Source organism: Desulfamplus magnetovallimortis, from assembly GCF_900170035.1.
GTDB lineage: Bacteria > Desulfobacterota > Desulfobacteria > Desulfobacterales > Desulfobacteraceae > Desulfamplus > Desulfamplus magnetovallimortis.
The window spans coordinates 246,294-268,498 of record NZ_LT828541.1 but is presented as its reverse complement, the minus strand read 5'-3'; the positions used below and the strand labels follow the sequence as shown (position 1 = coordinate 268,498).

Genomic DNA, 22,205 nt, shown 5'->3' with positions numbered 1-22,205 from the left:
TTCAAAGTGTAAAGTACTTTCGAGGTCATAATGAAGGATGCCCATTTTTTGCCGTTATCTATGATACGCCGTATATGCATATTTTTACACATTCCCGCCTCCATGCAAGTCCGGCATAATTTTAATTTGTGACAGAAAGTGACGGCAAATTCAATATACAGCATTGTTGTGCCTTGATTGACATTTTGAAGTTAATCTGAAAGCGTTCTTGTCTTCTGTTATCATTCGAAGATATGAGAATGAGAAAAGGAGGAACAATGAAAAAACAAGTTATCAACTACGAAACCCTGCTTAAGGTAACCAGGGCAATTTCCCATTCCAAGGATCCAGAGGAAGTTGTTCTGCTTACAACGGAAAGCATCAAATCTACCCTTGATGTTAAAGGGTGTGCTGTCTTTCTTGTCAATCGTAAAACAGAGGAACTTGAGTTGGCTGCTTCTTATGGGCTCAGTGAAGACTATCTTAACAAGGGGCCTGTCAGTGCGTTGAAATCCATTGCCGCTTCCCTTGAAGATGGACCTGTTGCAATTTATGATACGTCTGATGATCCAAGGCTTCAGTATCCTGATGCTGCACAGAAGGAAGGTATTTCATCAATTCTTTCTGTTCCCATTGTTTGCAGAAGTCTTGTGATCGGTGCTCTTCGTATCTATACAGCAGAAAAGTGGGAATTTACCCTTGATGATGTAAATTTTGTCCAGGCAATGGCACAGATGACAGGCATGGCTATTGAAATGGCGAGAAATTACAAGGGAATGAAAGAAAGTATCGAAATTCTCAAGACCATGAGGGATCCCCAATTCATTGCATCACGCCGAAGAACACCATATGAGGGGGTTCCTGTAAGTTTTCCTGTAAAGGATATTTAATAGATGATATGAAAGATGCCTGAAAGCTGAGATGTCCGGGTATGAGATGATGAATGTTTTAAAAAGCATCTTTTGTTGATGATCCGCTTGGTAAAAGGATCAAAAGTGCCGTATATTGATATATCTTCCTTACACCTTTCGGGGGTGCTGCAAGCTGTAACTTGTTCAGTTCGCAGGATTGGTGAAGGAAGATTATTTTTTTTTGCATCAATTATAAATTGGTTGTATCCTAACCTGGACAAGCCAGAGCCAAAGAGGTTTTCTGATTCTCTTGCCAAAAGAACACGAGAATCAGAAATATGAATCTAACAAAGTAGTGTTTCTTCAAGTTGAAACTGTCGGGTGAGTTTACAGGCAATGCAAAGGTTTGAAGTGTTTTTTACCCGACAATCAAACCTTGAAAGAACAGCAGCATGACAGCTTTATAAAAATTTAAAACAGGAAAGATATAATGGCCAAAAGTGCCTTTGAAAAAAGAGTAAAAAGAAGGGTCGCTGCCCGCAATCATCGTTTTTTTGCAGTGTGTGCTCCCGGGCTTAAACGTCTTTGCCATCGGGAGATGACAAGTTTGTTGCCGATGTTTCAGGAGTTGTCGTTGCCACTTGATGAGATCAGTATGATTCCGGGTGGAGTTGAATTTACAGGAACGGTTGAGTCATGCCGTGCTGCCAATCTTTTGTTGCGCAGCCCTTCAAGAGTAATTATGCGCATTGGCAAATTCAAAGCTGAAAATTTCAGAACACTTAAAAAAACTTTATCTGCATTTGAATGGGAGCTTTATCTCCAGGCTTCAGCTGTGGTTCATTGCGAAGTGTCAACTAGAAATTCAAGGCTTTATCATAAGGATGCAGTTGCCCAGAGAGTTCATCAAAGCATTATGGATCGTTTTGATAAATTGTTGCCCCATGAAAGCGTTACAGCCGAGTCTGCCGGGCAGACTGTTATGGTGAGAGGAGAAAACGACCGTTTTGAAATTTCTTTAGACAGCAGCGGAGCGCTTTTGCATAAAAGGGGCATAAGAACCTGTGTTGGGGTAGCACCTCTCAGGGAGACCATTGCCTTTGCCATTCTTTCTGCTGCCGGATATTCAAGGGAGTTACCACTTATTGACGGCATGTGCGGCTCGGGTTCGTTTTCAATTGAAGCTGCAATGATGGCCTGTAACATACCTGCGGGATATTTCAGAAGATTTGCCTTTGAGCATTGGCCATGCTTTAACTCTCTTGGCTGGAATTATCTTAAAAAAAAGGCATCAGAGCAGATTAATTATCTGAAAACGCCTTCAATTTTTGCAGTCGATCAGGATGGAACTATTGCAGAAGAGCTTGAAAGAAGAGTAATTGAGCATGGACTCGCATCTTCTGTTATGGTAATGACTCAGGATTTCTTTGATCTTCGTCCTGAAATCCTGACAAAGGATAAAGGCATTGTTATTCTTAATCCTCCTTATGGGAAACGTATTGGCTCTCCTGATATTACAAGGAAAATGTTCAGGGATATCGGGTCAAAACTTGCATCTGACTTTAAAGGCTGGAGGGCAGCCATTATTTTGCCGGAGAGAAATCTTATGAACTCTTTTCCTGTCTCAGGTTCGCTTATCCCCATTTTCCATGGAGGTCTTGAACTTCATGCTGCAATTCTTGATTTTTAAAAGGATAAAAACAATAAAATGAAAAAAATAATAAATATTGTAATTGTTGTTGGAGTGGTGGCTTTATGTTCCCGGGTTTATTCCCAGGAGCCACCTCCTGCAAGGGTTGTTGTGGGTAAGGCTGTTACTGAAGAGATTTCAACCAACAGATCTGTAACAGGAGTTATCTATTATGAGCGTTCAAGTCAGCTTTCAACTGAAGTTTCAGGTCTTGTTGAAAGTGTGGCTGTTAGCCAGGGAGATCAAGTCAAAAAGGGAGATATCCTTGTTCATCTGAATACAGAGCTTTTGGAAAAAGAGATTTCCCTTACAAAAACGCGTATTCAGCAGATTGATCTTCGCATTCAGCACGCAGAGAAGAACTACAGGCGTATTGAAAGGCTTTATAAAAGTTCAGTCTCAAGCGAAAAGGATTATGATGATGCACTATATGCCTACCAGGATGCTGTCAAAGAGAAGCAGGCTTTAAAAGATAGCCTTGCCAGATTGCTTATTCAGCACGGAAGAGCTGTAATCAAGGCTCCTTTTGATGGAATAATAATGGATAAAAATGTTGACTCCGGAGCATGGGTGCAGCAGGGAAAGGATCTTATGACAATAGGATCAAGCAATGATCTTTTTGTAAAGGCTCCCATTGCTGAGGAGATGGTCAGGTTCATCAAGGAAGGTGAGTCTGTTCAGGTACTCATAAATGCCTATAATCGTGAGGTAAATGGGATAATTGAGGGTATTGATCCTGTGGCAGATCTTAAAACAAAAAATATTTTTATTAAAATAAGAATTCCCCCCATGAAGATGGTTGCCCAGAATATGTCTGTATCTGTTTTTGTGCCTGACAGCGAAAAGAGGCAGCTTACCACTTTAAGCAGGGCGGCTGTTGTAAAATTTCAGGGCAGGGATTTTGTATATGTAATAAATGAGAGCAGGGCATCATTGCGCCCTGTTAATGTTGTAGCCTATCTTGGAAATAAGGTTGGTGTTGATAATCCTGATATGGTTCATGGTACTCCGGTTGTGATTGAGGGCAATGAGCGCCTGCGGCCGGATCAGGCAGTTGTTGTGGTTGATTCACTTCAGAATGTTGTTGACATTGCCTCTACGGATGGGAAAGCACCTTATTCATCAGATAATAAATCGTCTGAGTTACCAGATGATAAATCGGCTGATTCTCAAGATGATAAAAATGAAGATTCCAAACATAACAAGGATGCATCTACAGGGGAAAATTGATGGATATTGTCAAGTACTCTTTAAACAAGCCCGTAAGTGTGGCAGTTGCTGTTATTCTTGTTGTCACTTTTGGGCTTATTGGTCTGGGGCGTTTGCCAGTGCAGTTGACACCTGATGTTGAGACACCTGAAATTACAGTTCAGACAGTATGGGGCGGGGCTACACCCTTTGAAATAGAAAAAGAGATCATAGAGAAGCAGGAAGAGGCATTAAAAGGTTTGCAGGGGCTGAGCCGACTGGAAAGCTCAAGTTATAACAGCTTTGGAGAGGTGACACTTTCTTTTGAGCTTGAAACAGTTGTGGAAGATGCTCTGCTCAGGGTATCCAACAAGCTCAACGAAGTATCAAATTATCCTGAAAATGCCGAAAAACCTGTTATTGAAGCAGCAGGAGCCAACAGCTCTCCAATTGTTTGGATGGTCATTAAACCGGCAGAAGGCAATAGTGAAAGCATAACCCACTACATGACCTGGTTTGAGGACAATGTGCGCCAGCATTTTGAGCGTATTAAAGGGGTTGGCTCCATGTTTATTTTCGGGGGCACTGAAGATGAGCTTCATGTAACCCTCAATATGGAGAAGATGGCCAGAAATAACATCACCATAAATCAGATAACAGGTGCAATCCAGCAGGCCAACAAAACAACTTCCGCAGGAGTTCTTGGTGTTGGCAGGAAAAATTACAGGATTCGTACCCTCGGGCAGTTCCAGACACATGAGGATGTGCTTAATACAGTTTTGTACAACGATGGCCTTAAAAAGGTCTATCTGCGCGATATTGCAACTGTTTCAAGGGGGTATGAAAAACCTTCTTCTGCGGTTCTCCATAATGGTAAACAGATCATCGTAATTGGCCTCAGAAAGGAGACCGGTGCCAATGTTCTTGAGATGAGCGACCGTGTTGAGGAGGAGGTAAACCGACTTAATGCCGGTATCATGGCAGAAAAGGGGCTTTCCATTGAACTTGTTTATGACCAGCGGGCATATATAAATACAGCAATTGATCTTGTTCAGAAAAATGTTGTTATCGGGGCACTTCTTGCAATTGGAGTTCTTCTGGCATTTTTGAGAAGCGTCAGAACCACAATCACAACTGCTGTTGCCATACCCATTTCTGTCATAGGAACCTTTATTTTTTTGTGGCTTGCAGGCAGAAACCTTAATGTTGTAAGTCTTGCTGGTATCTCTTTTGCCGTCGGAATGCTTGTGGATAATTCCATTGTTGTGCTTGAGAACATTGACCGCCACCGAAAACTTGGTAAAAGTGCATATAAGGCAGCACTTGAAGGTGCAAAGGAGGTCTGGGGGGCTGTCTTTGCATCCACGGCAACAACTGTTGCTGTTTTTTTGCCGGTAATTTTTATGCAGGAAGAGGCAGGTCAGCTATTTAGGGATATTGCCATTGCCATAACATTTTCCATCATTCTTAGCCTTATCGTCTCAATATCTGTGATTCCTGCCATGATCAACCTTTTGTACAGAAATTCAAAGCTTAAAAAGCCCAACTGGATACAAAAAAGCTATGTGGGGCCTCTTTTTGCATCTTTTGTTATGGCTGTCTCTAATCTGTGTCTGAAAAATTTTTTTACAAGGTTGATCACTGTAGCGCTTTTTACTTCCATGTCCGTTTATATAATTGCAGTTTTGAGGCCACCTGCCGAATACCTGCCACAGGGAAACAGAAACCTTATTCTTAATATCCTGATACCTCCACCAGGATATTCTGTGGAGAAGTTCAGGGAGATGGGAGAGGGGATATACAAGGCATCAGAACCCTATTTTGAAGAAGATGGAAAAGATGGTTTTCCAAAGTTAAAACAGATGTTTTTTGTTGGTGCAGACAGGTTCACCCTTTTTGGTGCCATATCCATACATGAAACCAGGGCCTCGGAGCTGATACCTCTTTTTTCCGGCATAATGAACTCCATTCCGGGTATATTTGGAGTAAGTCTTCAGGCAAGTATCTTTGAACAGGGTCTGGGAGAGGGAAGAACAGTTGAGGTAAATGTTTCCGGTGAGAAAATTGAATCCATTGCTGCTGCGTCAATGGCACTTTTTGGAGCCATCAAACAGAAAATTGAGGGGGCACAAGTAAGGCCTGTTCCATCCATAGAGACAAGTTATCCTGAGATTCTTGTTGTACCTGATAAGGAAAAACTTGCTGCAAACGGCCTTTCAGAAAGTGATCTTGGAGTATATGTTGATATTCTCATGGATGGCAGAAGAGTTGATGATTACGGCCCTGAAGGGGTAAAGCAGATTGACCTTGTTGTAAAGGGAAGTGACAGGGATTTTGGAAGTCCGGAAGAGATAATGCAGGCAACCATAGTCAACAGCTTTGGAGATCTTATAAAGACCGGGGATGTGGCTTCCCTAAAATACAGCCAGAGCATGTCCCAAATAAATCATCTGGAGCGTAAAAGAAACATAACGCTTCAGGTGACACCCCCTGAAGACCTGCCTTTGCAGAGTGCCATGGAAATTATAGAAAATGATCTTGTAAAGCCTATGACGGAAGGGGGAAAGTTAAAGGATGTTTCAATTTCCATCGGCGGCAATGCAGACAAGCTTCTGGAGACAGGTGAAGCCCTTAAATGGAATCTTCTTCTGGCTCTTTTGATAACCTATCTTCTTCTATCAGCACTTTTTGAGAATTTTTTCTATCCTGTGATAATTCTTTTTACAGTGCCCCTTGCAGCAGCAGGTGGATTTATTGGTATTACAGCAGTCAATACCTTTATTACCCGTCAGGGATTTGATGTTCTTGCAATGCTTGGCTTTATAATTCTTATAGGTACTGTTGTGAACAATGCTATTTTGATTGTTCATCAATCCCTTAATAATGTCCGCTATAACGGACTTGCTGGCCTTGATGCTATTTCAGATTCTGTTCGTACAAGAATACGACCTATTTTCATGAGTGCCACAACAAGTGTGCTTGCAATGGCACCCCTTGTGGTATCAACAGGTTCCGGTAGTGAGCTTTATCGCGGATTGGGAAGTATTCTTTTGGGGGGATTGAGTATCTCCACCCTTTTTACCCTTTTTGTAATTCCGGCACTGCTTGCCTTTGTAATCGGGTTTGAGAAGAGCAGGGTGGATATGACAAGCTGAGTAGATAATTATGGCTCATATAATCTGGACATGATTCCACGTTAAGGAGTGAGCCTTAAAAAAATTTCCTATTTGTGTATCTTGTCCCCCCTGTTTTTTTTGTATCTTGTATGATTTGGGGACAGATTTTAAATCTGTCCCTGTTCTTTAAATTCCACCCGATGGTAAATTTCTGAAAGAGGAAGCTCACACTCTATGGAGTCAAGCTTTACAATCTTCTCCAGAGACTCAGTTGATGAGTAAACCCAGAAACCACCCTGGTCACGTTTAAACTTTTCCACCTGGCAATGGTACTGGGAAATGAGGATATATTCTTGAAGTGATTCAATAAGGCGGTAATGTGTAAACTTCAAGCCCCTGTCATAACTCTCTGTGGATTCGGACAAAATTTCAATAATGACAACCGGGTTAAGCAGTGAATCAAGCTCATCTTCCAGAAAATTGATTCTGTCGCAGGCAACAACGATATCCGGATAGGTGTATTTTTCTATAGCTTCAATCTTTACCCGCATGTCGCTTGAAAAAACTTCACATGGTGTTGAGAGCAACTTGTTCCATAAAATACTTGAGGTGTTGGAGCTGATTCGATTATGGTTTCTCCTTGCCCCAACCATTGCAAATATTTCACCGCCATAATATTCATTCCGAAACTCTGAATCTTTTTCAAACTCAAGATACTCTTCACGGGTCATTTTGTTCTTTGTCTGTGGTAGCATTTTTACCTCCATTTTTTCCCTTGACCAGTTTTTATGGCTATTCATGCAATTTTATGCAATCAACATCGACAGGTTGTTGGCTTTTTTGTCATTTATTCCATTTGTCTGAATCAGGATAACCAGGATTTACAGGATGCTCAAGATTTTTATCCTGTAAATCCTGGTTATCCTGGGCATCCTGATTCAGACAGTATTAACAAGGCTCATGAGGTCATAGGTGTCGTTTTTGAGTATGCAAGTCTCTGTCTGATTGAAAAACACATTCATGAGATCAGCAGGGTATTAAGTTGCTCATATGTTAAGACGAATTCCATCAAGATACGCTGTGCTTTTACACCACTTGCCGATTGATGTCTCTTTTTCTGATATCATCACTAAACGTTCAAGTCCAAATCCAAGCCCTACCCAGGTCTCTGTGATTTTCCAGGCAGTGTCAAGGGGGTGTGGGCCAATTGCTCCTGAAGCAATCTCTATTCCTTCTTTGCCGGCAACAATATCCAGAGTATCTCCATATACCACAGAATCTTCCGTCTCAAAGCGATAATCATCAATGCCCGCTGTGTCGGCAATGAGTCTGCCCAGGGCTTGAAGGCGTTCCAGACGTTCATTTTCAGGAAGTCCCATCTCCACAAGGTTGAGCATTGTAAATTCGCTGTTGTGTTTTGCACCGTCTGTTTCCCTGCGAAAGCATGAGCCAATTTCAAAGAAACGGACAGGTCGATGTTTTAGCCTTTGAAAATCAATCATAAGGCTGTAAAGACCTGGGGCAAGCATTGGACGGAGGCATTGCCTCTCATTGAGCCAGTAAATCTGCCTGAAAAGCTGATGGTCATTGTCTATGGACATTTTTGCAAGTGCTGCTCTTGATATAATGAGAGGGGTTGAAACCCGGGCAAAACCGTTTTGCTTTAGAATAGCAGCAAGTTTTCGCTCAAGCTGGTGAAGACGTGGTGTTGATGCATTTGCAATAAAATCATTAAGTTTTTTCTGCTGCTGCTTTACAAGTCTTTTTTCAATTTCCTGAAATCGCCTGTTTTTTTCAGAAGCAGAAGAGAGCTTTTCTGAAAAAACACTCTCTTCTGCCCCAAGCTCCTTCAGGCGCCTCTGCTGGGTATCTGTCCAGTTGAAGGAGTCTGGATTATTCAATAAAATACTCCTTTTTTTGATTACCAGTTTGTTGCAGTTTTATGTGTTCCAATTCCTAAAAGTCTTGGAAGCAACACAGAGAGTACAAGGGCGGTTCCGGTAAGAATGATGGCGATGTTGCTTGAAACCATCAGAAGACCACCCACAGTAAGAAGAGTTTTACCCCACAGGGAAACTTCTGTTTTGAAATATCCGATATAGGCAACAGATAAGGCAATTACACCCAGGATGCCGCTTATTATGGCTATTGAAAACTCAGGCCAGTTGAAATCGATAAGAAGCATGCTTGGAGCATATACGAACATAAAGGGAACAAGAGCCTTGCCCATTGAAAGTCTGAATGCAGTCATTCCTGTTTCCATGGGGTCGGCACCTCCTATGCCTGCACCTGCATATGCTGCCAGTGCAACAGGAGGAGTGACGTCAGCAAGAACGCCGTAATAGAATACAAAAAAGTGTGTGGCAATAAGGGGCACTCCAAGATCACTTAAGGCAGGGCCTGCAATGGAAGCAAGGATAATATAGCATGGAGTTGTGGGAATACCGGCTCCCATGATTATACAGGCCACAGCCACCATGATAAGACCAAAGAAAAGCGTGCATCCATTTGCTGAAAGAAGACCAAAAGGTATAATACCTGAAAGAAAGGTTCCGGCAGTGGATGAAAGTTCCAGAACCGCACCTGAGAACTTGAATCCCATTCCGGTAAGGGTGAGCATTCCAAGAATAAAACCGACACATGCACATGCTGCACCAATGGCCAGGGCATATCTTGCACCTTCATCAAGCCCTTCGGCAATTCTTTTGGGGGTAAGTGTTTTTGAGTCGTCAAGGTCTCCTATGCCCAGTTTGTGCATAATCGGTGGGATATAGGAGCAGATAATGGTAAGAATTATTCCCCAGAAAGCTGCAAGATATGGTGTGAACTGCATCAGAAGAAGGGTTACCATGGTGGTAAGCGGAATCATCAGATGCCAAGAACGTTTAAGAACATACATTAACTGGGGGATCTGCTCCTGTGCCATGCCTTTAAGACCAAGACGCCTTGCTTCAAGGTGAACCATGCTGAAAATGGCAAGGTAGTGAAAAAGAGCCGGTATAATGGCAATCAGAATGATTTCATTATAGGGCACTCCCAACATTTCCGTCATTACAAAGGCAGATGCCCCCATTATTGGCGGTGTTACCTGTCCACCACAGGATGCAGATGCCTCAACAGCAGATGCAAAGCTTGGTGAAAAACCGTTTTTCTTCATCATGGGAATGGTAAAAGAGCCTGTTGTTGCAGTGTTAGCAATTGGAGAGCCAGATATCATGCCGAAGAAGGCAGAAGAGAGGACTGATACCTTGGCAGGACCACCTGAATATTTTCCGGCAAGAATCATGGCAAGGTCAATAAAAAGCTGTCCAAGCCCTGATGCCTGTGCCATTACACCAAAGAGAACAAAGTGGAATACATATGTTGCAACAACACCCACAGCAACGCCGTATATACCTTCAGTTCCAAGGTATAGATGCTCAACAATTCTTACTATGTCATAACCTCTGTGTGCAAGAACTCCGGGGAGAAATGGCCCCATAAGGCCGTATAAAAGGGCTCCTGCTCCAATAACAGGCAACGTGTTTCCCATAACTCGGCGGCACGCCTCTGTTACCATCATGACAGCAATCAGTCCCATGATGTAATCGGCAAGCTGGGGAAAGCCTATGTTGATGATGAAAATCTCTTTGAAAAAGACGATAAGGTATAGAGAAAATCCTCCGGCAGCAATGGCAAGTGGCCAGTCTGCAAATGAGAGCTTGTCTCCTTCTCCTCCAAGCTGACGAATGGGCAGTGCTGTAATTGCTATGAAAATGCTCATGCCTATCAGTGCAGTTTGTCCCCATGGGGAGAACTGGTCAGCAAGGCGGTTTGTAAGCTGCCAGGTGAGGAAAATATAAAATATGGCAAAAAAGATGCCGAATCCCCAGTCAGTCAACATTTTTTTGGGTTTTTGCCTGGGAAAAACCAGAAAAACAAGTCCAAGTACAAGTGTGAGGTGAACTGTCCTGTGGGTCACCTCGTTCAAAAGTCCGAAACCTGCTGTATAAACGTGGAAAAGGCTTAATACAATACAGAGGAATCCTGTTATCTTTGCAGTGATTCCACCAAGGTTTCTGAAGTTGGATTCTGCATCAAATTTTTTTATAATGGTATCAATCTGGGAATCATCAATGAAATCATCCGCATCTTGGTTGGAAATTTTGATATCAGGGCTCTTCTCCTGAGTTGTTTCAGCAAGACTCATTTTTTCTCCTTATTAATAAACATGGCTGCCAGTCGTCAGTTACAGAAAGTTTTATATAACGGCCATGGCAGATCCATCTGCCACAACGAAGCATGAAAGTCCTATAGCTCCTTAAAAGACGGGGACTTTCTTATAAACGGCCATGGCGGCATTACCGCCACAATCGAATAGATGAAAATCCCTAAACTACGGGGACTTTCATATAAAAACGGCCATGGCAGAACTATCTGCCACAACGAATCTTGAAGATCCTTTAAAAACAATTCATTATATGGATTTTTCAAAGAAAATTAAAATAGCCTGATCACCCCATTGATTAAGATTGAGAGTACCGGAAGGCAGAACAAGACGGTTTTCGTACAGGCTATCTGTTCTAACCACAAGTTTTATGATTGGTCTTTCCATGTTCAGGATAAAACCTTCGCTGGTTTTTTCCCATGAAGTTCCTCCTGGTTCATCTGGTGCGGATGGCAGGCCAGCGCCGTGGGTTTGGAAAAACTCCTTTGTCTGTATGATTTGACCCGATCGGATCTCAAAGATATCCTTTACTCTGGTTTTGGAAACAGAATGGATGAAGGTGAGGGCAAATGTTTGATCTTTGTCCAGAGGATAGCGTCCCAGCACCTTTTTGACTGGAAACTCAGTTATGACAAGGTGGCCGCATGTTGTACAATTTTTTGTTCTGGCGGATATCAGGGAGTTATTTGTTTTGTCAGATATCAGGGCGTTTACCCTGACTAATTGAGAACTTACGTTTTTTGTTTTACCTGATATCGGGGAGGTGACGCTATTCCGGTCTTCCTTGGTTTCTGTCTCCTTTGGAGGTGATAAGAGGGCAGGGGAGGGTGAACTTATACCCGGAGCGGAGGTTCCAGGGCATTTTACCCTGATCTCCTCTCCGGTGGAAATGCAGGTGAATATGAAAATTCCAAGAATCCCTGCAATAAATCCTTTCATACTATTTTATCATACCCTTTTCACGATAGTATTTTTCAGCTCCTGGATGGAGTGGAATGGATACTGATTCAAGGGCCTTTTCAAGGGATATCTCTTTCCCTTTGACATGTACCTTTGCAAGGGTTTCTGTATTTTCATAAAGAGCCTTTACAACATTGTAGGCAGTCTCTTCGTCAAGCTGATCATGGGTTGCCCAGATGGCTCTTACGGCAATTGTTTCAACATCTTCAGTCTGGCCTTTATATGTGTTGGCAGGAAGGGTTGCGTTGGCATAGTAAGGCTGAACTTTCTGAAGCTCCTTGATGGCAGGGCCTGTCAGTGGAAGAATTATTATATCATGGTAGTTTGCAAGCTCAAGAACTGATGCTGTTGGTGTGCCTGCTGTAATCAGGGATGCATCAAGGTTACCGTCTTTAATTTTTTCAACTGACTGGGAAAATGAGGAGTAGTCTTCAGAAATATCGGTTGTTCTGTCCATACCGTGTGCTTCCAAAAGATCACCAAGAAGCTGCCACTGACCTGAACCTGGAGAGCCTGAGGAGATGGATTTGCCCTTAAGATCCATAAATGTTTTTACACCTGCATTTGCGCGTACAACAAGCTGTACTGTTTCAGGATAGAGTGCTCCAAGCGCTCTGAGGTTTTTGATCTCTTTTCCCTCAAACTGCTTGGTTCCCTTGTATGCTGCATCCAGTATATCTGCTGCAACAAAAGCAGATTCAATTCCATTACGGCCAAGAAGAGTTGCGTTGGCAACTGATGCATTTCCGGTTTCTGCTGTGGCAGAGAGTTTTTTTGCCGTTAATATCAACATTGTTGGAGATCATCTGTGCCAGCATCCCTCCAAGTGGATAATAGGTACCCCCTGTGCCTCCTGTTGCAATTCCAAAAAATATTCTGTCTGCTGCAAATGAGTTTGCGGAAAAGAGAAGTCCCAATACAAAGATAACACAAATGGACAAACTAATTCTTTTCATAAAAATAACCTCCGGTTGATTGTGATTGAAATGCCCCTATATATATGGGCAGAGTGGTAAATTTGAACTCTTTATCAGAAAGATGGAAATAAGGCATTAATAAAATTTTATTAAATTGAAAAAAATAGGAGTTGTAAAAAACAACATCAGTAATTTCAATGTGTTATCTTTGGAAAATTCTTAATTGAAGGGCAAGCACAAATGGGTGTCCCTATAATCTTTGAGTGTATCCTTTTTGAACTATTCTCCCCCCTCGCAACTCTGCGAGAGGGGGGTGGAGGGGTATGTTTCACATAACGGCCATGGCAAACCCATCTTGCCACAACGAAGCATGAAAGCCCTGAAAAAAACCTTGAAATACGGGGACTTTCTTATAAACAATTTACACCGGATATTCAAAAAAGGGTACACTCATAACATGTTGGGGGTATCACTATCAGGCAGGCTGATTGAAACGACAGCTTAAAAGCATATCCTCGTCAATTTCTGAATGAATCTTGTAGGGCAGGGTCTTGAAAAGTTTCATCATCTTTTTGTTGCCGGATGATGTTACTGCAAAAAGGCCGTTTATTCCCCTGTCCCGTGCCGCCTCGGCAAGTTTGCGAAGCAGGATTCTTCCAAGTCCCTTGCTCTGATGATCCTTGCTGATGGAAAAAGCAACTTCAGCCATGTTGGTGGCAGGTTCAAGATAGTAGCTTCCAACTCCTATAACGCTGTCAAAGCCGACTTCACCAATAAGGGCAATGATGGTGAGATTTCTTTTATAGTCTATCTGGCTCATTACTTCAACGTCATTACGTATGAAGCGGGTCTTTTCATGGAAAAAGCGTGATATGATATCCTGCTTATCCATATGATAGAAGTGTTCCTGAATGCGGCGTTCATCAACCGGTTTGGCCGGCCGGAAGGTTATGGTTTCCCCATTTATATCAATTATCTCCTCAAGTTTGACAGGGTATATACCATATACTGATTCACCAAGGGTTCTGTCCTTTCCTATCATTCCCATATCCTTGGCCTGCTCCAGCAGTTCATCCCTAAATTCCGGGTGTGCAATGCTTATCAGGGCAAAGGTACGCTCCTGTGTGCTTTTGCCAAAAAGGTTCACAGCACCAAACTCTGTAACCACATAGCGGACATCTTCCCTTGGAATGGTTACAAGGCCGTTAAGGCATGGAACAAGTGCGCTGACCCGTTTTTTTGTTTTTTTGTTGGGGTTGTCAGATTGTTTTTGTTTTTTTTCATCTTTTCCATCAATGTCTTCTCCATCAATCTCCTTCCCTCCTTCGTGATCATCTTCAACTTCAATGGTGGAGTTGAGCATTATTATGGATTTGCCCCCCTTTGATCTGTTGGCTCCTCTTACAAAATCGGAGATACCTGAAACACCTGCAAAAAGAGTTGATTCCTGTGCATCGCAGGATATCTGTCCAAAAAGGTCAACCTGCTGGGCCACATTCATTGATATCATCTTGTTGTGCCTTGATATAATATCAATGTCATTTACGTAGTCGAATGAGTGAAACTCCACTGCTGGATTGATATGCAGAAATTCATAAAGGGCTTCGGTACCAACCGAACATCCTGCAACCATTTTTCCATCGTTAAATCCCTTTTTCCGGTTGTTTATCACCCCTTTAGAATAAAGATGCATCATGTCCTGTGTGAGAAATTGTGAGTGTATGCCAAGATCATTTTTGTTGGATAGAGCCTGGCTTGTGGCCTGGGATGCAGCATCAAGACCGATCTGTAGAGTTGAGCCATCTTCAATGAGGCGGACAATATGCTCTCCTATTCGGGAGGCTTTCTGGGATGGAGGGTCAAGCTGAATTGTCATCAGCTCTTCATTTTTTTCAACAATGATATCCACATCATTTACATGGATGAAACTCTGTCCAAGTACCATGGGCATCCGTTCATTAACCTGGGCTATGACAAAATCCGCTGCAAGGGCAGCAGCAAGGGTGACATCCACAGAAACCCCAAGGCTCATCCAACCAAAGTCATCCGGAGGGCTTACCTGTATCATGGCAACATCAAGGTGAATCCTTCTGTTGCTAAAAAGTCGTGGAACCTCAGCCATGTTGACAGGTGTATAGAACCTTTTATTGCCGGCAAGTGCTTTAGATCGTGCAGCACCAAGATATATGGAACGTATTGTAAGGCTCTGATCCAATGTGCGGTCTGCAATTCTTGTCAGAGGTGTTGTCTCCCTTGACATGAGGCGGATGATCTCAATATCGTTTAAGCTTTCAGATGCCTTTGCAAGTCCGCTGACAAGGGATTGAGGCTCACCACAGTAGGAGCCTATAAAAACCCTGTGGCCTGACTTTATCGCTTTTACTGCATTTTCTACGCTTCTTTGTTTTTTTACGTAATCATCTGCCCAGTAACTGGAAAGTCCCATAACTCCTCCTTGCATGTGCTGGTTTCTGGCTATGTTTTTAAATTTCGGCTATATCTCAAAATCAAAGCCGATCTTTACTCTGTTACGTACTTTTAAAGCGCCCATCAACGCATTAAAAGGCTTAATGCCGAAATTTGTCTGTGCCAGAATTACAGTGCCTTTAAACCGCTTTCCGTCATCACTTTTTACCTTAAAGGTTATAATTCTCACGGTACCATGCAGAGACAATTTTCCCTTTACCATATAGTATGTCTCTTTTTGCTGAATCATGATAGATTCAAATGTGATTGTCCTGTATTTTGACACATGCAGGACATCTTTTTCCATAAAAGCTTTAATTTCTGATTTATCTTTTTTTTTAAGCAGATTCGGTTGCGGTTTGCCTTCCTTCATGGCGTACAAAACGTCTATGGAATCTGATTTGAGTTCCATATTCAAGCTGGCTGAGGTGAAATCACCATCCGGAATGTTAAGGTCTATTTTAAAATCAGTAGCCTTCAGCAGCAAATCGTGAGCTGCATGGCTTAACACTCCTTCTTTATATGTGTAAACAAAAAGATTTCCGGAACATGGGGTTAAACAACAGGTAGATACTGATGACATCTTTTTCTCCGTAGTGCATCCTGACCCTGTGAGGAAGAATTAAGGAATGAGTACGAAATAAGGTGTCCAATTAGAACTCTCAAAAGTACGGCTTAAAGTGGTCGCCTGTTTTGAAATGGGCAAATTATTTAAGACTCATTCCTAAGTCAAAGCTCGGCACATGAGGGCACTTTTTTCATATCAATTTATGCACGAGCCTCTGATTTAAGAGCAGATCCTAAGTAACAGGGTTTAATTAACTTACCCAGATTCCCCCTTTCCAGTCATGGAGAGGGGCCGGTGGGTGAGGTGAATGGGCAAGTTATTAAAAACCGATTCTTAAGTATCTTTTTGAAGGTCTGCGTTGTTTTTTAAATTTTTCCTTATTCCTCTTTTTGCCCCAAAAAGAAAATATATCAGCCACCCAACAAATGGGATAAGGGAGACGATTCCCCATATGGCTTTTTTCTGAACCGAGCCAAAATCCTTTAAAACCACATTCATCATTGCCAGGATAGTCAGAAGCCAGAAGATGAGTCCAAGCCCTGCAACAATAAAAGTTGTATGATCCATAATATTTCGTATTAATCCTTAAGTCTATCTGATATTTTAAGTAATGTATCCACATAGAAGTTGCTGTGGTTGTACTGGTAGAGTACCTTGTGGGCTTTCTGACGGTTGATGGAAGGCTCCCATCCATAATTTTTAAGGTAGTTGGCAATGCTGTGTATTGCATCTGCATGGGTGAAAAGGTCTATTTTGCCGTCTCCGTTCCCATCTTTTGCAAGTGTCAGGACATTACTTGGCATGAATTGAGAGATTCCCATGGCGCCTGCATATGAACCTTTTATGCTAACAGGATCAACTCCTTCTTTTGATGTGAATCTCAAAAGAGCCTTTAACTCTTCATATGCCCATGCCGATTTTTTGTCAGCTTTTTTTTCAAATGCGCTTTTTTCCATTTTCCGGTCATCAGGAAGTGATCTCCAGAGAATTTCACGTTTGGCTGGATCTGAAAGGGCTGCCATTGTTGAGAGTGTATTAATCACCTTGCGGTTTCCGATATATGTGCCAAGTCGTGTCTCCACAAGGATAATTGCAGTAATAATGGTTTTGTCAACTCCGTAAATCTTTTGGGCATTTTCAAGATCCCCTGCGTGGCTTTTCAAGTATTGTTTGGCGCTGTTGATGGATTTTTTTGAAAGAAACTGATCATAGTCAAGTTTTCCTTCAGAGTGAACAAAGAAAAGGGAAACTCCTTTAGTTTCAAAAAGTACAGACGGTTTGTCATATATAGAGTTGATTGTTTGGATGTCAAAGCCGTCTTTTGCAAGACGATTTTTAAGGTCATTAAAATCTGTATCCTCTGCCAGTGCCTTTTTGCAATATACTCCATCAAAAGGTGCTATAAAGAGTGTGATTGTCATTATGGTAATCATCAAAAATCTGGGGATGAGTAACCGGCAATTGTGGGTGTTGATATTTTTTCCCATAAATATAGTTTTACCTCCCTTGTCATGTTGTCGATTTATACTGATTTTATAGCTTATTTCTTGTTATAATGCATTAAAAAAATATTGAAATGCATCATCATCTTGATCGTTAATGGGCAAACTGGTATAAGTCGCCATATTAATTAGAAGATTGATGACCTGCAAAAACTGTCCGAAGTGTTGGAAGGAGAGTGCTGTTGAAAAAAAAAGAAAAAATGATATTTCGTTGCCAGAGCTGTGGACACCAGACACTTCAGTGGATGGGAAAGTGTCCAGGTTGCAGTGACTGGGATACCCTTGTGGCAGAAAAAATTGAAAACTCTCCTGCTGCCGGAGCAAAGTTTTCCAGACCCCGATCTGCACCTGTGCCAATGGATGCCATAACCTTTGATGAAGAGCCCCGTATGAGTACACAGATTGCAGAGTTTGACAGGGTACTTGGGGGTGGTATTGTGGCAGGCACCCTTATTCTCATTGGCGGAGATCCTGGTATTGGTAAATCAACTCTGATGCTTCAGGTACTTTCAAGGATAGCAGAACAGGGCAAAAAAGCTTTGTATGTATCAGGAGAAGAGTCCATACGTCAGCTTAAAATGAGGGGGATGCGTCTCTCATCAGGTGCTTCTACAATGCTTGTGGCAGCAGAAACAGATCTTGACACCATTATATCCATGGCTGAATCAGAAAAGCCCCATGTAATGGTGGTGGACTCCATCCAGACAGTTTATAATCCGGAAATGGCTTCAACTCCGGGCAGCGTAAATCAGATCAGGGAAGCATCCATCCGTCTCATGAATATGGCAAAACAGTCTGGGATTCCCCTTTTTTTGGTGGGACATGTTACTAAGGTGGGGGCAATTGCAGGGCCTCGTATCATGGAGCATATGGTGGATACAGTACTCTATTTTGAGGGGGACAGAAGCCATGTGTTCAGAATCCTGAGAGCAGTTAAAAACAGGTTTGGCTCCACAAATGAGATAGGTGTCTTTGAGATGAAGGAGAAGGGGCTTCAGGAGGTACCAAATCCTTCTGCTGTTTTTCTTGAGGAGCGCTCTGTCAATGCCCCGGGTTCTGTTGTAACTGCCAGTATGGAGGGTACAAGGCCGATTTTAATTGAAATTCAGGGACTTGCCAGCAGCTCAGGATTTGGAAACCCGAGAAGGACTGTCCTTGGGCTTGATCCCAACCGGGTAGCTCTTATTGCTGCTGTGATGGAGAAGCGCCTTGGTATTAATCTGTCTGGCCTTGATATTTTCATGAATGTCACAGGCGGGGTCAAGGTTGTTGAACCTGCTGTTGATCTTGGTGTTGCTGTGGCTCTTGCTTCAAGTTTTCTTGATATCCCTGTACCCGAGGGTACAACTGTTATTGGCGAGATCGGCCTTACAGGAGAGATTAGGGCAGCAGGCCATGTGGAGGCAAGAATCAAGGAAGCTGCCAAGATGGGTTTTGCCCGCTGTATTGTACCAGCGAACAGTTTGAAACAGCTTCCAGCCATGAAAGATATTATAATTGAAGGTACAACTTCACTTAAGCATGTCATGGAGACTCTTTTCCCATGAAAAGAAATAGAAAAACAGGAAAAACTCAGGATAAAAAAAATCAATCTTCAGGAAATAAAAAATCTGCTAACAAAGTGAATAGAGTCGTAAAAGGGAGACAGCAGTGGGCTGATCATCTGACTGAAAAGGCAAAACAGGAGAACTATCCTGCACGTTCCGTATATAAACTGATGGAGATCCAGAAAAAATTTACCATAATACAAAAAGGCAGCAGAGTGCTGGATTTTGGTTGCGCTCCGGGTTCCTGGCTGCTTTATGCAGCAAAAACAGCAGGGGAAAATGGCCGGGTAAATGGCATTGACCTTAAAAGCGTTGAGATAGAGCTTCCTTCAAATGCAACTGCCTTTGTTGGGGATATCTTTGATATGAATGAAGAGCTTGCCGCAGTTGTGGGAAAAGGTTATGATGTAATATTAAGTGATATGGCTCCGGCCACAACAGGCAGAAAGGATGTGGATGAAGCCCGCTCCATAGCTTTGTGCCAGGCAGCTCTCAAAGCAGCCTCTGATCTTCTTGAAACAGGCGGCAATTTTGTCTGCAAAATATTTCAGGGTGGAGATTTTAAACATTTTGAAAATGATTTTAAGGCCATCTTCAGTAGCCACTCAATTTTTAGGCCGGAAAGTTGCAGAAAATCCAGCAAGGAAATATATATAATTGGAAAAGGCAGAAAATAGTTAAGCTGACAGAAGATGTTCTTGTGTTTGCTTTAAAAATATTATTTTTGTATCGGAAGGGGGTGACTTTATTTAAGTCATCCCCTTTGCAGCAGTAATGGTTTTGATTTATTCAAAAAAGAAGGGAGTGGCCTTTGGGCAACTCTCCATAATTTCAGGAGGAATAACTGATGTCAGGACATAGTAAATGGTCAACAATTAAGCACAAAAAAGGAGCTGCCGATGCCAAGCGCGGTAAGATTTTCACAAAGCTCATAAAGGAGATAACTGTGGCAGCCCGGATGGGGGGAGGAGATATTGCATCCAATCCTCGATTGAGGACAGCAGTCGCTGCTGCAAAAGCACAAAATATGCCCAAGGACAACCTTGAGCGTGCCATTAAAAAGGGAACAGGAGAGCTTGAAGGCGTTGATTACGAAGAGCTTGTCTATGAAGGGTATGGTCCGGGAGGTGTGGCAGTACTTGTGGAGTGTCTCACTGACAATAAAAACAGGACAATTGCAGATGTCCGGTATATTTTTAATAAAGCCGGCGGTAATATCGGCACAGATGGCTGTGTATCCTGGATGTTTGATAAAAAGGGATTAATCTCTGTTGATAAATCAGTCGCAGATGAAGAGACCCTTATGGAAATTGCCCTTGAAGCAGGTGCTGAAGATGTCAAGGATGAGGACGACTGCTTTGAAGTCATAACTGATCCGGCAGATTTTGAGGCAGTAAAAGAGGCGGTTGAGGCAGCATCCATAGAGTATGAAGTTGCTGAAATTACCATGATCCCCCAGACCCAGACTGCTCTGGAGGGGAAAGAGGCAGAGCAGATGATTAAATTTCTGGATGCACTTGAGGATTGCGATGACATTCAGAAATTCTATACAAATGCAGATATTTCAGATGATGTCCTGAATGCAATGTGATACTTTTTTCTGATGTTGTTTTTCAAAGTAGTGCATTGTCAAGACTAATATGTAGTGCGGAGAGTTACATAGTCTTTAAAAATGCAGTAGCCGCTTTTTCAGACTCATTTCTTATGTAGATATTTCAGGGGTGATGGCTTTTCTCCCCTGAAATTACTCGCTTTTCTTATCCCGCTGTCAAAAACCACTGAAAACCAAGAAAGATCGTCATGCTTACAACAATTGTCATAAGAAGGTTTTTAAACATCCATCCCACTGTACAGGCTGCAATGGCACCTATTAGATAGGGATTGGAAAGTGTAAAATTAATGCTGTCACCTGTTGGGATAAGCACAGATGGTACGATAATGGCCGACAACACCGCAGGAGGAACATATTGCAGGCCCTTTTCAAAAAGCGGAGGGAATTCTACTTTTCCTGAAATAGGAAACATGATGTAACGTATTAAAAATGTGACAATAGCCATTCCGGCAATCATATATATCTCATCTGTATTAATAGTTAAATCAAACACTGTCATTTTTTCGCTCTCCATATTTTGGATAGTTCGCTCACAAAGGATAAAGTTCTTTTGAGACGATATGAACATGCCGTTATTTACTCAAAATCGAAATCTTTATGGCTTTTTGGCATTTATTGCATTATTGCATTTGTTTGAATAACGTACATGGCGGATACCTGCCACAATCTAAGGAGTGAAAGTCGTTTTTAAAACAGGCTGTTACAGAGACTTTCATATAAAAGATAACCAAGATTTACAGGATGCTCACGATAAATAATCTTGCTTTATCCTGTTAATCCTGGATATCTCTGATTCAGAGATTATTAACAAGGTTCATAAGGTCATAGGTGTCGTTTTTGAGTATTAATTTCACAGAAAATCCCTGCCGCAACACCTGAAATTGCAGCAACCATAAGCCCAAGTTTGTGGGGCAACCCTCCTGCAATTATTGATACAACTCCGGCAGTAATAACAGAAGCCCACATGGGTCTTGTCACAAGGTAGGGAATTACCATGCCTATGAATGTTGCAGGCATTGCAAAATCAAGCCCCCATTTCGATATCTCCGGAAATGTTCTGCCTGCTGTGAGGCCTATAAATGTGCACAGATTCCAGTTTGTGTACATGAAAATCATTGAGCCGAGGTTATAGTAGTGCTTGTAAGGTGACTCATCCTTTTGGTTGAACCGGTTTATTGCAACTGCAAAAGTTTCATCTGTCAGGCCAAAAGCCAGAACCGCTTTCCATACCGGGCCAAGATTTTTGTAAAAGGGAACCATTGTGGCACCATAGAGCATGTGACGCAGGTTAACCACAAATGTGGTAAGTACGATCATGGGCCATGCTGTACCTGCTGCCACAAGACTTACACTAATAAACTGTGAAGAGCCGGCAAATACAAAAATAGACATCCCCATTGTGGCAGCAAAGGAGAGTCCGGCTGTGGCTGCAAGGGTTCCGAATATAATTCCAAAGGGGATAGCTCCGACAATAAGAGGGAAAGTATCCCTTGCGCCTGAAAGGAATTGGTTGAAGGGAGATGAACTGCCTTGGTTTTTTAATTCATGGTTTTGCATAATTTTATTGCCCATATCATAATAAAAGGGTAGATGATTTTATCT

At 42.3% G+C, this 22,205-nt stretch carries 19 protein-coding genes; 7 read left to right on the top strand and 12 right to left on the bottom strand.

From position 1 onward, the window contains the following. The first annotated feature begins 257 nt into the window (after positions 1 to 257). The 4 genes from MTBBW1_RS05360 to MTBBW1_RS05340 all read left to right on the top strand — a co-directional run bounded on the left by MTBBW1_RS05360 (position 258) and on the right by MTBBW1_RS05340 (position 6,863). Positions 258 to 869: a GAF domain-containing protein gene (locus MTBBW1_RS05360; RefSeq protein ID WP_080800282.1), complete on the top strand. Its 612-nt coding sequence runs from the start codon at positions 258 to 260 to the stop codon at positions 867 to 869. 451 nt (positions 870 to 1,320) lie between these two features. Next, positions 1,321 to 2,520, top strand: coding sequence for a THUMP domain-containing class I SAM-dependent RNA methyltransferase (locus MTBBW1_RS05350; RefSeq protein ID WP_080800276.1), 1,200 nt, complete (start codon positions 1,321 to 1,323; stop codon positions 2,518 to 2,520). A gap of 18 nt (positions 2,521 to 2,538) precedes the next feature. After that, entirely contained in the window at positions 2,539 to 3,750 is a 1,212-nt protein-coding gene (locus tag MTBBW1_RS05345; RefSeq protein ID WP_080800274.1) for an efflux RND transporter periplasmic adaptor subunit, read from the top strand. After that, on the top strand, positions 3,750 to 6,863 hold the full coding sequence (locus MTBBW1_RS05340; RefSeq protein ID WP_080800271.1) for an efflux RND transporter permease subunit: 3,114 nt from the start codon (positions 3,750 to 3,752) through the stop codon (positions 6,861 to 6,863). Before MTBBW1_RS05345 ends, MTBBW1_RS05340 begins: the two co-directional genes overlap by 1 nt. Before the next feature lie 128 nt (positions 6,864 to 6,991). Here the strand turns inward: MTBBW1_RS05340 and MTBBW1_RS05335 are convergent, their stop codons facing one another. From MTBBW1_RS05335 to MTBBW1_RS05295, 10 genes are all read right to left on the bottom strand, one after another. Then, the gene (locus MTBBW1_RS05335; RefSeq protein WP_245809271.1) at positions 6,992 to 7,579 is read right to left on the bottom strand and encodes a Uma2 family endonuclease; all 588 of its coding nucleotides are present in this window, start codon (positions 7,577 to 7,579) and stop codon (positions 6,992 to 6,994) included. Between the two features lie 291 nt (positions 7,580 to 7,870). Further along, entirely contained in the window at positions 7,871 to 8,725 is an 855-nt protein-coding gene (pylSc, locus tag MTBBW1_RS05330) for a pyrrolysine--tRNA(Pyl) ligase large subunit (RefSeq protein WP_080800266.1), read from the bottom strand. Between the two features lie 20 nt (positions 8,726 to 8,745). Continuing rightward, on the bottom strand, positions 8,746 to 11,013 hold the full coding sequence (locus tag MTBBW1_RS05325; RefSeq protein ID WP_080800264.1) for a TRAP transporter permease: 2,268 nt from the start codon (positions 11,011 to 11,013) through the stop codon (positions 8,746 to 8,748). Positions 11,014 to 11,280: 267 nt separating this feature from the next. After that, positions 11,281 to 11,970, bottom strand: a complete 690-nt coding sequence (locus tag MTBBW1_RS05320; RefSeq protein ID WP_080800261.1) for a DUF1850 domain-containing protein — start codon at positions 11,968 to 11,970, stop codon at positions 11,281 to 11,283. A 1-nt stretch (position 11,971) separates the two neighbouring features. Beyond that, positions 11,972 to 12,784: a TAXI family TRAP transporter solute-binding subunit gene (locus MTBBW1_RS05315; protein WP_222423991.1), complete on the bottom strand. Its 813-nt coding sequence runs from the start codon at positions 12,782 to 12,784 to the stop codon at positions 11,972 to 11,974. Beyond that, positions 12,699 to 12,947 (bottom strand): TAXI family TRAP transporter solute-binding subunit, encoded by a 249-nt coding sequence (locus tag MTBBW1_RS29000; protein WP_222423990.1) that lies wholly within the window; start codon positions 12,945 to 12,947, stop codon positions 12,699 to 12,701. The genes MTBBW1_RS05315 and MTBBW1_RS29000 overlap by 86 nt, the downstream gene beginning before the upstream one ends. A gap of 436 nt (positions 12,948 to 13,383) precedes the next feature. After that, on the bottom strand, positions 13,384 to 15,354 hold the full coding sequence (locus MTBBW1_RS05310; protein ID WP_080800258.1) for a bifunctional acetyl-CoA hydrolase/transferase family protein/GNAT family N-acetyltransferase: 1,971 nt from the start codon (positions 15,352 to 15,354) through the stop codon (positions 13,384 to 13,386). Between the two features lie 48 nt (positions 15,355 to 15,402). After that, positions 15,403 to 15,957, bottom strand: a complete 555-nt coding sequence (locus MTBBW1_RS05305) for a YceI family protein (protein WP_080800255.1) — start codon at positions 15,955 to 15,957, stop codon at positions 15,403 to 15,405. Between the two features lie 318 nt (positions 15,958 to 16,275). Then, on the bottom strand, positions 16,276 to 16,509 hold the full coding sequence (locus MTBBW1_RS05300; protein ID WP_080800253.1) for a PLDc N-terminal domain-containing protein: 234 nt from the start codon (positions 16,507 to 16,509) through the stop codon (positions 16,276 to 16,278). 11 nt (positions 16,510 to 16,520) lie between these two features. Then, positions 16,521 to 17,429: a lytic murein transglycosylase gene (locus MTBBW1_RS05295; RefSeq protein ID WP_245809270.1), complete on the bottom strand. Its 909-nt coding sequence runs from the start codon at positions 17,427 to 17,429 to the stop codon at positions 16,521 to 16,523. A 197-nt stretch (positions 17,430 to 17,626) separates the two neighbouring features. Here MTBBW1_RS05295 and radA point away from each other — a divergent pair, with 197 nt between their 5' ends. From radA to MTBBW1_RS05280, 3 genes are all read left to right on the top strand, one after another. Beyond that, positions 17,627 to 18,991 (top strand): DNA repair protein RadA, encoded by a 1,365-nt coding sequence (gene radA / locus MTBBW1_RS05290; protein WP_087881717.1) that lies wholly within the window; start codon positions 17,627 to 17,629, stop codon positions 18,989 to 18,991. Beyond that, a complete protein-coding gene (locus tag MTBBW1_RS05285) occupies positions 18,988 to 19,668 on the top strand; it encodes an SAM-dependent methyltransferase (RefSeq protein WP_080800250.1) in 681 nt (226 codons plus the stop codon). Before radA ends, MTBBW1_RS05285 begins: the two co-directional genes overlap by 4 nt. 170 nt (positions 19,669 to 19,838) lie before the next feature. After that, the gene (locus tag MTBBW1_RS05280; protein WP_080800247.1) at positions 19,839 to 20,582 is read left to right on the top strand and encodes a YebC/PmpR family DNA-binding transcriptional regulator; all 744 of its coding nucleotides are present in this window, start codon (positions 19,839 to 19,841) and stop codon (positions 20,580 to 20,582) included. A 166-nt stretch (positions 20,583 to 20,748) separates the two neighbouring features. Here MTBBW1_RS05280 and MTBBW1_RS05275 read toward each other — a convergent pair whose 3' ends face one another. Beyond that, a complete protein-coding gene (locus MTBBW1_RS05275) occupies positions 20,749 to 21,102 on the bottom strand; it encodes an AzlD domain-containing protein (RefSeq protein ID WP_080800244.1) in 354 nt (117 codons plus the stop codon). A gap of 323 nt (positions 21,103 to 21,425) precedes the next feature. After that, the gene (locus MTBBW1_RS05270; protein ID WP_080800241.1) at positions 21,426 to 22,160 is read right to left on the bottom strand and encodes an AzlC family ABC transporter permease; all 735 of its coding nucleotides are present in this window, start codon (positions 22,158 to 22,160) and stop codon (positions 21,426 to 21,428) included. Between the last annotated feature and the right edge of the window lie 45 nt (positions 22,161 to 22,205).